We start from the raw sequence: 15,938 nt of genomic DNA on the forward strand, positions 1-15,938 counted from the left end.
TCATCGGTCACTTCCAAAGAAATGACATACTCACCTGGTTCATTGATAGTAACAGTAGCCGAAGCTTGATCAGCATTTTGTATGGTAGGGCTAGAGGGGCCAGATTTAACTGTCCATGCATATTTTATAATACTTCCATCCGGGTCAGAAGAAGCAGTTCCGTTTAAGCTAACAGTTTCACCTGAGTTGATTGTTTCTTTGTCTACGCTGATACTGGCTATGGGGGCTTGATTAGTGGCACCAAACTCGAATGCACCGATATCGAACCCAGACCCGAAAGGACGTGCACCATTGTTGAAATCGAATGAAACTCCATAACTACTCACATCCGTACCTGCATCTATAGCAGTTGATCCTTCTAAAATGCTGTAATTGTCATTGCTAGGGTCTGCGAACTTGATGTCAGCAGTAAGGTTGTTGACTCCAGATGCAGTAGTTCTAGCAAAGAGGTTAGTTACTTTGACCGCTGTTTCTCTCAGTGCTTTTGCATTGTAATCGATAAAAGCCTCTTCTGCACTTTTCCAAAAACCACTATTGTCCAGATTGATTCCGGGATCTACGATGATATTGTTAGCAAAATAATTTTTGATATAGTCTCTGCAATCTCCACCATTTGGAATACAAGTGTTCCAAAAAATGCCCGTACCGTAATTTCCTCCTGAGTTTCCTCCTGGTTCAATAATGGTATTGTTGATGAAGTTGTAGGACTTGTCCAGATCAATGGAAGCATCACTGAATCTAAGGTGGATCCAGATACCGAACTCACCAGAGTAGGCTACTACGTTGTTGAAAAAAGTTAGTCCTGAAAGCGCATTGATGATTTGAATACCTGTTTGATCTTCCAATGCATAATCTGGTTTTTGAATGACTTTGTTGTTGTAGAATTTCCCAGTACATCCAGAACCTAATTGTATACCCGCATTGTGGTTGTTTTCCTTACTGGTACCATAACCATAGATAGTGTTATTGTAGACTTCTGTTGTTTCATCTCCCAATGACACCTGAAGACCATCCCATCCGGTATCCTCAATGTAGTTGTTATAGACTTTGGTACCTACCATAAAATGAGCGAAAGGATCATCTATTCCATCACAACTTTTACTAGTTGTTTCATAACCAAAAGATCCGCCCAAATACATACCTTCTCCACCAGTATCATGAATATAATTATCACGAACAATAATATTGTACATGGTGAAATTTTCTCTCCATGTTCTATCATCATTACATTCTGGATCTGTTTTGGCCATGATGCCGGCAAATCCAGTTCCTGAAATTTCAGTGTGATCAATTTCGAAATCTGTACTTAGGAAAGTAACTGAAATACCTACCCGACCAGTTGGTGTTTCGCTTACTTTAATACCGTATTCTTCGTTTTCGTCTCCTGTACCAGTCACTCTTACATAGGCGGACTCTCTCCATTGCATTCCGGTATATTGGTCAGATACAATGTTGACAGCACCATCACAATTGATGAAAGTTAACGGAGCTTCGGCAGTCCCTTTAAAATTTATCAATCTAAGGGCATTGTACTGACCACCCATCAAACAGAAGGTGTCACCGGGTTGGTAGTTAAAATCATCTCCATTTAGGACTTGAAGATTGGAGCTAGGGTTGATTGTGTGGTCACAATCGCATTGCGCTTTACTATGAAATGAGGTAAATAGAAAAAAGGCAAGAAGGATGCAGTTTAAGATTAAGGTAGATTTCATGGTTTAGATAGGTTGTTTTTAAAGAATTCTTTTTCTTGATGAACTTTGAATTAAAAAAAGGAACCCAATGAGCTCCTTTTTTAATTCAAAGATTAACCTTCGTTTGTGTTGTGGTTGTATTATTTTAAAATAATTCTTTCTACAGCATAGTCATTGTCACCTTTAATCATGATCATGACCATATTGCTGCCTTCACCTTGTATAAGGTGAGAAAGGTTTACTTGAGTATTATTTTCAATGTATGTTATTCTATTTCTAAAAAGGCTAGCGCCCGTTATAGAGAATACTTCAATATCAATTAGGCTACCTGATTCTTTATTCAATTCGAGATTAACTATACCGAAATTCGTTGGGTTAGGGTAGATGGATGTGATCAATGATGGGTTATTCAATGCATCACCGACAGATAAAGGAGCTGATTCCACTGTTATAGTGATCTCATCACTAGCAGAGGCATCTAAATCATCGGTCACTTCCAAAGAAATGACATACTCACCTGGTTCATTGATAGTAACAGTAGCCGAAGCTTGATCAGCATTTTGTATGGTAGGGCTAGAGGGGCCAGATTTAACTGTCCATGCATATTTTATAATACTTCCATCCGGGTCAGAAGAAGCAGTTCCGTTTAAGCTAACAGTTTCACCTGAGTTGATTGTTTCTTTGTCTACGCTGATACTGGCTATGGGGGCTTGATTAGTGGCACCAAACTCGAATGCACCGATATCGAACCCAGACCCGAAAGGACGTGCACCATTGTTGAAATCGAATGAAACTCCATAACTACTCACATCCGTACCTGCATCTATAGCAGTTGATCCTTCTAAAATGCTGTAATTGTCATTGCTAGGGTCTGCGAACTTGATGTCAGCAGTAAGGTTGTTGACTCCAGATGCAGTAGTTCTAGCAAAGAGGTTAGTTACTTTGACCGCTGTTTCTCTCAGTGCTTTTGCATTGTAATCGATAAAAGCCTCTTCTGCACTTTTCCAAAAACCACTATTGTCCAGATTGATTCCGGGATCTACGATGATATTGTTAGCAAAATAATTTTTGATATAGTCTCTGCAATCTCCACCATTTGGAATACAAGTGTTCCAAAAAATGCCCGTACCGTAATTTCCTCCTGAGTTTCCTCCTGGTTCAATAATGGTATTGTTGATGAAGTTGTAGGACTTGTCCAGATCAATGGAAGCATCACTGAATCTAAGGTGGATCCAGATACCGAACTCACCAGAGTAGGCTACTACGTTGTTGAAAAAAGTTAGTCCTGAAAGCGCATTGATGATTTGAATACCTGTTTGATCTTCCAATGCATAATCTGGTTTTTGAATGACTTTGTTGTTGTAGAATTTCCCAGTACATCCAGAACCTAATTGTATACCCGCATTGTGGTTGTTTTCCTTACTGGTACCATAACCATAGATAGTGTTATTGTAGACTTCTGTTGTTTCATCTCCCAATGACACCTGAAGACCATCCCATCCGGTATCCTCAATGTAGTTGTTATAGACTTTGGTACCTACCATAAAATGAGCGAAAGGATCATCTATTCCATCACAACTTTTACTAGTTGTTTCATAACCAAAAGATCCGCCCAAATACATACCTTCTCCACCAGTATCATGAATATAATTATCACGAACAATAATATTGTACATGGTGAAATTTTCTCTCCATGTTCTATCATCATTACATTCTGGATCTGTTTTGGCCATGATGCCGGCAAATCCAGTTCCTGAAATTTCAGTGTGATCAATTTCGAAATCTGTACTTAGGAAAGTAACTGAAATACCTACCCGACCAGTTGGTGTTTCGCTTACTTTAATACCGTATTCTTCGTTTTCGTCTCCTGTACCAGTCACTCTTACATAGGCGGACTCTCTCCATTGCATTCCGGTATATTGGTCAGAGACAATGTTGACAGCACCATCACAATTGATGAAAGTTAACGGAGCTTCGGCAGTCCCTTTAAAATTTATCAATCTAAGAGCATTGTACTGACCACCCATCAAACAGAAGGTGTCACCGGGTTGGTAGTTAAAATCATCTCCATTTAGGACTTGAAGATTGGAGCTAGGGTTGATTGTGTGGTCACAATCGCATTGCGCTTTACTATGAAATGAGGTAAATAGAAAAAAGGCAAGAAGGATGCAGTTTAAGATTAAGGTAGATTTCATTATTTTAGATTTTTATTGGATTGGTAAAATTGTTTATTCTACAGTACAATTGAAAGCTAAGGTTTCTTAATTTTCATTTCTTTTTGTCTGAGCGATCTTAATGTTGCTATAATACATGTATTGACCTGTTTTTTGTCAAAGTCATATTTTCTACCCGTAATTGTTTAATTGTGTGTTTCAAGAATTTTTATGCTGTAGGGGCTGTTTCTCTTCTAACTGTTTTTGTTTTAACATTTATTGATCCGTCCTATTTTCCATTAACCAACTTGTCCTCAGTTATTTTGCCCATACTGGCTTTGTTGATGTTGGTTTTCACCTTGTTGATGTTCTACAAGCAAAGAAGTTGGTACCTTCTTTATATGGCTGTAATGATTATATCTGTTTGGGTTTTTTCCGGGTTTTATTCCATAAGTGGTAAAGCTGTGGATGATTCTTCTTCGATGAACCTTGCAGTTTTAGACTATAATGTAAGTTTTTTTCGGGTTAGAAATGTTTTTCAGGAAGGCTATAATGATCCCTATTTAAACTCAGATGTGTTGGGAGTACAAAATTTATGCAAGGATTTAAATCCGGATGTTATTTGCTTTCAAGAGTTTTTTAATGATCAGAACTCTCAAATTTACAATTCAATAACCCGATTTGGAGAGCTTGGTTATCAGTATTATTTAATGTCTAGTCCAAGACACGACAATGGTTTAAATAGAGGGTTGATCACCTTTTCGAGGTTTCCAATTGTAAAAGCAGGAATTATTGTTCAATCCGAAAATAGATATAATGGAGCCATTTATACAGATCTGAAAATCAAAGAGGACACCATAAGATTGATAAATGTGCATTTGAATTCAATGGAATTACACTTGAGTAGGAGAGGAAATCGAAATATTCTGAGCTACTTTTATGATACTTACACCAATACCAATAGAATCAAACAGAATCAGTTGAACACAATTTCGGCTTTTATTGATAATTCTGATATCCCAATTATAGTTGTAGGGGACTTTAATGACAATCAGTACAGCTACACTTATAAACAATTAGCCTCTCGGTTCGCAAATGGACAAAAAGAATCTGGAAATGGCTTGGGACTTACTTACTACAGTAAAATTCCTTTATTGGCATTTAGAATTGACCATTTGTTTTATTCCCACTCCATCCGATCTATGGAGTTCAAAACATTAAGCAATTTCGATTATTCAGAACACAAACCCATTTGGGCCAAATTAAGTGTTAATTGAGCCAACTGCTTAGATCACGTTCAATAAGACCCTCAAGATTTTTGATGTCTTCTTTGTAAATGTTTGTGATTTGCTTTTTGACCTCTCCTGACATTTTCTTTTTTTTAATGTTCTTATTTCGAAGACGTTCAATAGTGTCCTTTAAAACTCTATTCCCTTTGATTTTGGAATAAACGGCTGGTGATATTCCTTTAAGGCCTTTGATTAAGACACTCTTATTTCCGACTAATTTGTTGAAAAATTGATTCTTGACCACACCTGACTTGTTATAGGCCGTTGTAGAGTTAAAAGTGAATGATGGATCTACATCTAGAAATGTACAAATATCAGCCAACGTCTTGTCTCTATTGAATAGCAGATCTTCATGTAAGAATACTTTGATTTGTTTTGAGTCAAAGGCCTCATAAAACCGTTTGAGGTGTTGATAATAAAAACCTTCGTTGATTAAATCTGCTCTTTGCCACCAAATTGATGATTTGTCCAACACATCTTCATCAAAATTTCCTTCTGGCGCTTTATCAACTCTAAGGAGATGCATATACCTTGAATATATTCTTTCTGCGGGTTGTCGGATTACAGCAATCAATTTGGTGTCAGGAAGATGATTTTTAATGTTTGCAAGTGATTCAGACATACAAAGATAAGTGTTGGAAATCTCACCTATCACCTGATCATTTGCTGCATCTTTGAATAATTGAAGGTAAGAATCCCAATCAGTAATTGAGTTGTTAAAGTGATCTATGGTTTCTTGGTCGTTAAAATCCTCAGCATGGTGCTTTTCATATGCAAAAAAGTTCGGTTCTTTTATTGCAGGTAGATAAATATCAGGGTGTTGATTAAGATAAGCTTCTAATGCAGTAGTTCCAGATTTCCCTGCTCCAATGATAAGAAAATGAGGTAGTTTAGAAGATTGATTATTTAATGTCATAACTATAGGATTTTTGATACCGCTAATTTGATATTTTGTTTACTTTGCCGAAAGAAATAAACCAAATACTAACCATTGAAAGTATTAAAATTAATTCGTATCAAGCATTGGGTGAAGAATTCTTTTCTTTTCATCCCACTATTTTTCTCAGGTCAACTTACAGACTACAACCTTTATCCCAATCTATTACTGGGCTTTTTGGCTTTTAGCCTGATCGCTAGTGCAATTTATGTAATCAATGATTTGAAGGATGTAGAGGCGGATAGATTACATCCAAAGAAGAAGGAACGACCAATTGCTTCAGGGGATATTTCTATCTCTGCAGCGATAATGATTTTTGGGCTACTAGTACTGAGTGGAGGCACAATAGCCTATTTAGTAGAGTTGAAATTTGCCTTTGTCTTGTTGATATATTTTTTAATGAACTTGGCTTATACCCTAAAATTGAAAGAGATATCGATCATTGATATTGTTATAGTAGCAATTGGGTTTGTGCTCAGAATTAAGGCTGGTGGGATTATCTCAGATGTACCACTTTCTCAATGGATCATCGTCATGGTGTTTTTATTGGCGGTATTGATGGCTGTAGCTAAAAGAAGGGACGATCTCATCATCAAACAAGAGTCTGGGCAAGATATGAGAAAAGTAGCCAAAACCTATTCTCTAGAATTTCTTAATGTTGCGTTATCTCTGGTAGCTGGAGTTATTTTTGTCAGCTATCTTATGTACTGCATGTCTCCAGAAGTGATCGAGAGAATGGGGACCTATCGTTTATTCTATACAGCACTTTTTGTATTAGTAGGGATCCTGCGCTATTTGCAACTGGGATTAGTAGAGAATGACACTGGATCACCTACTCAAGTACTCTATAAAGACCGCTTTATTCAGATGGCCATATTGGGTTGGGTTGTTAGTTTTTACCTTTTGATCTACTTTAAGGATTTAACTATTTTTTCCTGACGTAAACCTCAATATCTGCATTGGTAGGAGTCCTTGGAGCAAGGAAACTATCCTTCAATTGGTAGTACTCCTTCAATGCTTCTCTTACTTCATCTGGATAGAAATTGTTTAGTGTAGGTATGTATTCGAAAAGTACCATTTCATATTTCCCGTCTTTTATTTCCTGAACATATTCATCTACTTGGGGTTGGAATATTCCTACCCCTTTGTGGTACCAGAGAGGTTTCCCTTTTTCTAATTCAAAGCCTATCTCATATGCAAGAGGAGTTAGCTCGGTCATGTTAAGTACGGATGGAGAATTCTTTTTAATTTCTGACATCTGCATCACACGTTCTATTCCCTTAACAGTGGATTCTGGCATGTAAATTCCGCGGAAAGCTCGAAGGTCTGAGAAAATCCACTCTGAGCGCTTTACAGTATTGCTTTCCTCTTTGATCATGAAGCTGTTTCGCGAAATCTCTTCGTAATCTACAGAACTAGATTCAGGCAAGGCTCTTTTTGCGATTCTGATGATATATTTTGAATACGTGCCAGACCACCAAATCATGACCAAGACTAAGATTGGAGCTAAGTTCTTGATTTGACTAAAGTTAAACTTGTTTTGCAATTGACTTAATAAGAAGGCAAAAGCAAAGCTGTGAAAGAAAATATTGTTGTTTGGCGGGGTATAACTCGTCACCTGAAATAATAGTGCTTCCACCAAAATACCCAATGCGAATAAGAAAAAAGTGAAGTCTGGCTTATTGTTTAAATAGGCCCTCAGATGTTGAGCCTTTACCATGAAAACTGCCAGAATAGCAGCCAGATAAAACTTTTCCCACATTGACTCAGTTAAAATGACTTCAATAAAATCTATGAGTCGAATTCTTGAGTTATGAGGCTCCTGTCCCAGATTAAACCAATATCCAATACCGTGTGCTACAAATGGTAAAAAGAATACAGCTATCCAAAGGCCATATAGCCCTAGGAACAAGGCTATATCCTTCCAGTTTTTGTCCAGAATGGCGTGGTAGGAGAAAAGAAAAAACGCTATTAAAAAGGCTAAGGCACCACCATCCTGCTTAGTAAAGAATGACAAAAACAAGAAAAGCGAACCTAAAATGATATTCATTAGGTTGTTCTTCAAGTTTTTCTTTCTCAGTAAAAATTTGAGAAGGAAAGAAAACCCCAATACTTCATAAACAATAACAGAGTGGTTATACCAAGGCCAAAAGTTGAAGAATGAATAAGAAAGGCAATAGACAAAAACAGATAGCACTCTAATGCCTGGATTGACTTTAAAACTTTTTAGAATAGAGTAAAATGCGAGTCCAGAAACTATATTAATGAATGCTTGAGCTTTGACTAGACTTAGAAAATAAGGTCCGAATATTTTAAAGAAAAGGGCGGGAATTATCCAATATCCGAACCCCATGGGGAGTCCAAAATCTTTGTAGGGAATATGACCCTCTGATAATCTATAAGCTCCTTCCCATGAAAGGAAAATATTGACCCTATAAGGAAAGGTGGTAAACAAGGGTACAATTGCGAAAATAATTATCATAGAAAGCGAAAGAATTCTAACCTGTTTTTCGCTAAGTTCTATTGTGGCCAATTCTTTTAATCGGCTCATCCAAGAAGTAGTATTAGTCATTAGAAGAAGGTTGTTTTGAATTGCATAGTTAAGAAAATATATTCTTTGCTAAATATCATTTCGATAAAAATTGATAAGTGTTAATAAAACTTATTATTTAGAGGTTGGATTGGAGCATGTTCTGATTGAGCAGATCAGATGCCTTAAACCTAGTTTTCAATCAGCATAAAATATTAGAACTAAAACAAATGATGAATACTGTATTGTTAATTGGAGCCACTAGTGATGTGGCTAAGGCAGCAGCTCGTAGATATGCCAAAGTTGGAACTAATCTGATTCTTACCTCCAGGCGAATTGTAGAGCTAGAGAATTTTGCTGCAGATTTACAAATTCGATATGATGTAAAGGTTAAGTTACTTTCATTGGATTTGAGTGAGTTTGATTCTCATGAACAATTCATGAAGGACCTTGGCTCAGTACCGGCTACATCTGTGGTATTCGCTGGATATCTGGGAGATCAAATAGAGGCTCAAAATCATTGGGGGGAATGTCAAAATATTATTAACAGCAATTACACTGGGGTTATTTCAATTTGTAACCAATTGGCTAATCAGTTGGAAGAAAAGGGGAGTGGTGTGTTGGCTGTATTTAGCTCGGTGGCAGGAGATAGAGGCAGAAAGAGCAATTATTTATATGGAAGCGCTAAAGCTGGTTTAACTGCCTATTTATCTGGATTAAGAAATCGTTTTGGAAAAACAGGAATTCATGTTATGACGGTAAAGCCGGGTTTTATGGATACTAAAATGACGGCTGATCTTGATTTGCCAGCTTTATTGACTGCCTCTCCAGATTACGTTGCTGAAACTATCATTAAGGCCATTAAAAAGAAAAAAAATACAGTCTATGTCAAATGGGTTTGGAGATACGTCATGTTGATCATACGAAATATCCCCGAACCCATTTTTAAAAAACTAAACCTTTAATCATCGTTTGATGATTTGTCTGACATAAACTTCAGAAATAGAGTTGATATGTAGGATGTAGGTTCCAGAACCGACATCTGACATATCCAAATCTATATCCTTGCCACTTTTTATAGCTTCATAAATCGTTTTACCAGCTAGATCATATAATTTGATCTTAGCCCAATCTACATTTTGCTTCATGTCTATTTTTAGATATTCTGCAAAAGGTACAGGATATATCTGGATATCAGACTCATCAATTAGATTGGTTATTTGGCTTTGGTTTGTTCTTGCTCCATTATCTGATGGGGCATATTCTATTACTACCAAAGCATTCAAATAGGCCCATTGAGGAAGCTCTTGAAACTGTATTTCTATGGATCCATTGATAGGAGTAACCTTTTCGAAAATAACAATTTCCGAATTGTTATTTACACTTTCTACATCCTGTGTTTCATTGTTGTTGATAGTAAATCTAGTGATTCTGCTACCAGTACCAGATCTCCCAGCCAACAAATGGATCGTATACTCATGATCATTATCTAAATTAGATAATTCAACAATTCCAGTTCCACTTGAATAGGCAGCGTATTGTATTACTTGATTTGGATAAATACCTCCATTGAGACTTGAACCATTGCTAGCCACGTTGTTAATGATAGAGCCATTCCCATTATAGGCTATGAAAGTCATACTTGTAGTATTACCGGCCGTGTCTAATAAGTTATTGAAAGCCCTTGATCCGCTGATGCCTGAAAGGTTTGCGTTATTCCAATTAGGCACACTCAAACTGTTCGAATTACTCATGTTAATCTGAACTTTCGATAATACGATTGGTCCAGATGTAGAGGTGTTTGTGTAGCTTATTACTTCAGAAGGATTAGATTTATTAGATGCCGAATCAACAGCAATAACATAAAAGTAACTGGTGTCAAATGGAATGTTGTTAATTGAATAATTAGTTTCATAAAGTGTATGTATCAAAGAATAATCTAAATTATTTGTGCTTTGATAAATCCAATATTCATAAACGTCATCGCTAATTGAGTTATTCCATGATAAATCGATATTACCTTGACCTGATTCTGTGAGACTAAAGTTAGTAATCGCTTCAGGAGCCGTAATGTCAGGAATTTGAATAATTATTTCTTCTGAAAGATCAGATTCAATCCCAATCTCATTGATGCTGGATACCCTATATTGATATGTGTTTTTTTCAAATAGTCCAATGTCGGTAAAGCTAGGTGTGTCAACTGTAGTGTAGGGTGTTGAATAATCGGGGAACTTGTACACATTAAAAGAGCTAGCCTCAGAAGTCCATTCGAAACTTAATGTAGACCCAGTGATTTCGGTAACAATCAGATTAGTAACAGAATCAACTGGTATTATGAATTCTTCAGATGGTTTTCTTTCAATAATGATACCATTGATAAACCCTGCCCCATACCAGGGGGCTTTGAACTCAATTTCAATTATATTATTAGCATCTGGTATTAGTCCATTGATTTCTATTACTTCTGAGCCATTGTTGTTTCCACTATTTACTCCTTCGATTTGATCTTGACACCAAGCACCAGTTCGTCTATTATCTTGGAAAGTCGAAACACTACTTAATATTTGAATATTATAGGTCGCATGGGGAATCAGGTTTTTTAAACTTAATACCGGAGGTGTTAAATTTGAATTTCTAATTTGCCAATTCCCTTCCATAACAGATTCTGGATATGAACTGCCCGAGCTATAGCCATTGGTTCCTGCGCCATAAAAATCATTGATGATTTCTATTTCTACCCCAGCTGGATTCCCAACAGTGTCTTGCAATATCAGCGTCTCTCCGGCTATTGGAGAACTTGGATTCCAGTTGTTCCATTGCGAATTATTTGTGTGACTAGGACCTAAATTAACTTTAATAATCTGATCCGTTTCTAAAATATCCAAGGGCTTCTCAACGGATAGCGTGTTGCTATATGTTGAGTAGGTGTCATCATCAAATTTGACTCTTGCGCGATAGTAGTAAACCTGATCATCTAATCTTTGTTGCGTTTCCCCATCTAATAATAGATTAGAATCAATAACTGCAAACCCGCTTGTTGGTGAAATTGATGATCTTTCTAATTCAATTGTAGAAATATTTTCAGCTGTAAAAAACTCAGTCATTTTTTTTATGAGTTCATCGAAAATCACCTCATGACCAGCGCCATTTAAATGAATATTGTCTCCTGACGCATATTCTGGTTTCGCTTTGGCCCTGTCATCGCCTGAGAGTGTTATCGATAACTTTTCAAGAGTTTTGACCAATAGCATACTATCGATGTTTTGTGCCAATAGTTCGGCACTTTCAATTAAGCGCTGTCTGGCTGTTAGGTCAAATCCATCTCTGGGGTTGGTGTCCTGAACAAAAACATAAGCTCCATTTTCATTTGCTCTTTCAATGATTGAAAGTATGTTTTCAACGAATTGAGGTGCAGAGTTGACCCCATTCTGTTGGTCATTGCTCGGCAGAGAAATGAATACAATGTCTGGTCTCATGGACATTACTGCATCTATATTGTAATGATGCCTAGTGATGCTACTGCCTGATTCGTCTGGTAAGAACATATCACTTCTCCATCCACCAGTTGCCATTTCAGACCACTTTGGATTGCTCGTATTGTTAGTTAGCCAATTATCTATTCTGTTCTTTAGTTTTTCTGGTTCGGTATTAGGCCCCGTGCCATTGAGTGTACTACTGCCAATACCCACCACAAAAGGACTCTCATACAAGACTGAACTATCGTTGATTTTTGGTATCAGTTGATAGCTACCATCAGCATTGTATTTAATAGTCAACAATGGATAAGCTTGATTGGAAGAAAGGGTGCTGGTAGAAACCAATGAAAGCTGATCTGTTAAATTTTCAACGGTATCTCTGGCAGCTAGATAAATATCGTAATTACTACCAGAGGATAAATTATCTATAAGGATTTCTGAACTGCCATCTGTATTTTTAATCAAAGTCGGATTGGAAATCACCTCCGATAAAGAAGGGGTTGGGCTTCCAGCTGTCAAAACTTGAATTATTATTTCACCGGGCTCATTTAATTGTACCGTCATGGTTACTTCGTCCTTTCCGACAGATTCTACTTTAGGTTCCTGTAAATAAATGGGAGCAAAGCTATCTTCAAGAGTAATATTGAAAGCTGGAGTAGAAGTTGAAATATTTGCCGAAGAATCGACTGAATAGGCTCTATAAGTGTAGGGAATATAAAGTTGTACTGATGAATCAATAAAGAATGTGTCGGTGACAAATACTGACATATTAACATTTTCATTTGAATCTGACCGTTCCAATTGAAAACCTGAAAAATCACTCTCTAAATTCTCTTTTGACCATGTTACAATTACCGATAAAGAATCCTGAATGGCTGAAATGTTCGAAGGTGGAGTGGGTGCAATTGTGTCTGGAATAGACAGTGTTCTTGCAGATAAAACAGTACTGAAACTTTCGTTTAATGCACTGTCTAAAGCAGATACCACAAAATAGTATTCTGAATCAGAACTTAAGGAATTGATGTTTGATACAGTGTCATTTGCTGATAATATTTCAATAAGCGTGCTTTCGCTTGGACTAAACTCGAAAATGGTACTGGAATAGATCTTATAAGAATATAAATCTGGGTCAGGTACTGAGTTCCATCCAATAGTGATTTTGTCTATGTCTATTTCGGAGATGAAGGCCGTTGGTACAGATGGAGCGACTATATCTGGTGTAGTAAAACTGATTACTTCAGAAAAATCTGAATAGTTACCGCTACTATCTTGTGCTATGATACTATAATACCAGGTAGTTTTGCTATTCTGGATATCAATAGTAAAATTGGAATTAGGGGTGGATGCGAACGCTGCAGTACTTGGAAGCGATTCGAGATTAGTTGATCTGAAGATCAGGTAATTCATTAAATCTTCATCAGAAACTGGATCCCAATTAAGAACAATAGAGTCAGGATAATAGGGAGTTGCATAAAAATTCTGTACTTGAGCAGGAGCAATAGTGTCTGCAGGAGTCGGTTTTATAGATTCGCTGAGATCTGATTCATTGCCATATTGATCCACCTCGGAGATGAAATAAAATTTGGTCCTATCAATGATAATTATGCTGCTGTCCTCTATACCTATTTGCTCAATCTGAGAAGAGTTTGAGATGGAGTTCTCGGATGAATAAAGATTAAATGTTTTGATTTTATTAAGTGAGGTACTTGACCAGAAAATTTCTGCCTTATCTTGAAAATTCTCAAACCCAGTGAAAATAGGAGTAGCTGGCTTAGTCGTGTCTGAGGACACTAAACTTACATATTCCTCCATGATCAAGGCGTTTAAGTAACCCCATGTACCTGTTCCGGTAAAGGTAATGTCTATTTGTCCATTTTCATTTGGGCTGACTTTATCAAAAGTTACAGTTTCGGTTTTATTATTGACACATTCTAATACTTGACTCTGGCCATTCACGTTGTAGTTTGTAGGTCTGCTACCACTACCACTTCTTCCTCCATGAATAGTAATGGTATAAAAGTGTTCTACATCGAGATCTTGTAGCTGAACCATACCAGTTGTCGAGGTATAGGCAGCATATCTAAGTACATTGTTTGGGTAAATCCCATTATTTAGTGCACTGCTATTGTCCGCAACAGAGTTGATTACAGAATTGTTTACTTTATGGAATGCGTGAAGGTCTATTGGTGTATTTTCTCCATTTGTATCTTCGAGATCTGAAAAGGTGATAGTATTATTGAACCCTTTAAGATTTACATTGTTCCAATTTGCTACGCTTACTGAATTCGAATTGCTGATATTAATATTGATAGTTTTATCAGGAGTGAGACCAGTTCCTGATTGTAGAGTGCTGAATGGAAATTCAGAAACAATATGCTGTGAATTTCCAACAAAATCCGTAGCAGCCAAATACAAAAAGTAATTTTTGTCTTCACTTAGACCGGCAAGTTCAAATCCACCATCCTCACTTTGGATTTCGTTTGCCAGTATTGATTCTGGGTGATGCGCCAATTCTGAATAAGTTAAATCAGTTTGTTGACCAAGGAATAAGGCCCATCTAAGATAACCAGGTTCATCAGTTTCAAAGGTTACCTCTAAACTAGTGCTCGAAACAGTTAAGTTGGGTTGCTCAGTAAAAAAAGGAGCGTCAGTATCAGGTATAGGAGCTGGAGTTGTGAAGGTAAAGGATGAAATCTCTGTTTGTAAATTTGGGGTAGCCGCGTTGTCTCTTGCAATAAAGTATAGAGTATAGGACTGATCAGGCAAAAGAGATCCAAAACTAATGGAGGGAGCCAGACCATTTACTGTTCCAACTCGATCAAACATGCCTTGATTGCCATCAAGTAAATTTTCAGTTGATGGGGTTAATAACGAATCCTGAGAAAACCCATAGAATAAATAGGATAGTTCGTTGAATTCAACCTGGACTGTGGCGGATGTCTGATCTATCGAATTAAGATTGATACTCTCTGTAACTGGCGGGTCAAAATCATCGGTAGCTAGTTGATATTGAAGTAGCCATTCATATATATTGTTGGCTCCCGTAGTATTGTTGTAGACATATCCTCTTAATGGATCATGATCATATCCATTCACCAAGTCCAGCACCGGCGATACGGGAGCAGATGGGCTACAATCATTGATAGCACTAATCAAATTAGCGGATTGATAATATGGTACTACTGAATCCTGATTGCCGTGCCACAACCTCAGAATATGATCCTTAAGCTGACAAGGGTAGGGAGCATTAATCAAGTTATATCCATAGGTGGACGTCCAATTGGATAATCCAGCCACTACAGCAGTTGCACGAATTTTGTTTGGATAATTAAGAAGGTATCTATAGGAATCACCACCTCCCGAAGAGTATCCCGTTAGAAAAACATTAGAAGGGTGAATTGATAATTCAGATACTACATGATCAATTAACTGATCAATAATTTCTAAATTCCAGCTAGGATATTGGGTTCCACCTATCCAAGCTTTTTGATGTGGAGATACAACAATGAAGGGGAAATCCTGGCCTTGGTTGGCCAGATAAGCTATTGATCCTTCTCCATCATTACCTAGCATGCGGCTTACATTACCTCCTCTTTCCGCATTGCCGTGAAGCGCGATGAGCAGCGGTTTGTTTTGGTGCGAATCGTAATCTTCCGGATAATAAATGTAGTATTCAGTTGTTCCACCATTGTTCACCGAATGTCTCATGGTATTGAGATACTGGTTTCCCCCTAATTGGGCAAATGTAGAGGTCGTGAAAATGAAAAGGGTATAGAATAATACTACCGAAACCAAACGGTTTCGTTGGGTAAACAGGGACATAAGTTTAATATTAGGTAGACTAAATTCAAAATTAAACCGA

8 protein-coding genes are annotated in these 15,938 nt (G+C 37.2%); 3 read left to right on the top strand and 5 right to left on the bottom strand.

What is annotated here, in order from left to right; genetic code table 11:
- Positions 1–1,712: right-handed parallel beta-helix repeat-containing protein (locus tag N7U62_RS00005; protein ID WP_264135807.1), on the bottom strand; the 1,712-nt coding region annotated here is incomplete at its 3' end.
- Positions 1,713–1,831: 119 nt separating this feature from the next.
- Complete coding sequence (locus tag N7U62_RS00010) at positions 1,832–3,886, bottom strand: PKD domain-containing protein (RefSeq protein WP_264135808.1); 2,055 nt, start codon at positions 3,884–3,886, stop codon at positions 1,832–1,834.
- A gap of 440 nt (positions 3,887–4,326) precedes the next feature.
- On the opposite strand from N7U62_RS00010, the gene N7U62_RS00015 reads away from it, so the two are divergent.
- Positions 4,327–5,121 (top strand): endonuclease/exonuclease/phosphatase family protein, encoded by a 795-nt coding sequence (locus N7U62_RS00015; protein ID WP_264140396.1) that lies wholly within the window; start codon positions 4,327–4,329, stop codon positions 5,119–5,121.
- On the opposite strand, the gene N7U62_RS00020 is transcribed toward N7U62_RS00015, so the two are convergent.
- Positions 5,114–6,049 carry a sulfotransferase family protein gene (locus N7U62_RS00020; protein ID WP_264135810.1) on the bottom strand — a complete coding sequence of 312 codons (936 nt, stop codon included), beginning with the start codon at positions 6,047–6,049 and terminating at the stop codon, positions 5,114–5,116. The two genes, N7U62_RS00015 and N7U62_RS00020, sit on opposite strands and share 8 nt — an antisense overlap.
- A 75-nt stretch (positions 6,050–6,124) precedes the next feature.
- Here N7U62_RS00020 and N7U62_RS00025 point away from each other — a divergent pair, with 75 nt between their 5' ends.
- Positions 6,125–7,009 carry a decaprenyl-phosphate phosphoribosyltransferase gene (locus N7U62_RS00025; protein ID WP_264135811.1) on the top strand — a complete coding sequence of 295 codons (885 nt, stop codon included), beginning with the start codon at positions 6,125–6,127 and terminating at the stop codon, positions 7,007–7,009.
- On the opposite strand, the gene N7U62_RS00030 is transcribed toward N7U62_RS00025, so the two are convergent.
- A complete protein-coding gene (locus tag N7U62_RS00030) occupies positions 6,996–8,120 on the bottom strand; it encodes a hypothetical protein (RefSeq protein WP_264135813.1) in 1,125 nt (374 codons plus the stop codon). The genes N7U62_RS00025 and N7U62_RS00030 overlap by 14 nt on opposite strands.
- Before the next feature lie 710 nt (positions 8,121–8,830).
- Between N7U62_RS00030 and N7U62_RS00035 the strand changes: the two genes are divergently transcribed.
- Positions 8,831–9,565 carry an SDR family oxidoreductase gene (locus N7U62_RS00035; RefSeq protein ID WP_264135815.1) on the top strand — a complete coding sequence of 245 codons (735 nt, stop codon included), beginning with the start codon at positions 8,831–8,833 and terminating at the stop codon, positions 9,563–9,565.
- Here N7U62_RS00035 and N7U62_RS00040 read toward each other — a convergent pair whose 3' ends face one another.
- On the bottom strand, positions 9,566–15,898 hold the full coding sequence (locus tag N7U62_RS00040; RefSeq protein WP_264135817.1) for a T9SS type A sorting domain-containing protein: 6,333 nt from the start codon (positions 15,896–15,898) through the stop codon (positions 9,566–9,568).
- Between the last annotated feature and the right edge of the window lie 40 nt (positions 15,899–15,938).

Origin of the sequence: Reichenbachiella ulvae (assembly GCF_025833875.1) — a bacterium.
GTDB lineage: Bacteria > Bacteroidota > Bacteroidia > Cytophagales > Cyclobacteriaceae > Reichenbachiella > Reichenbachiella ulvae.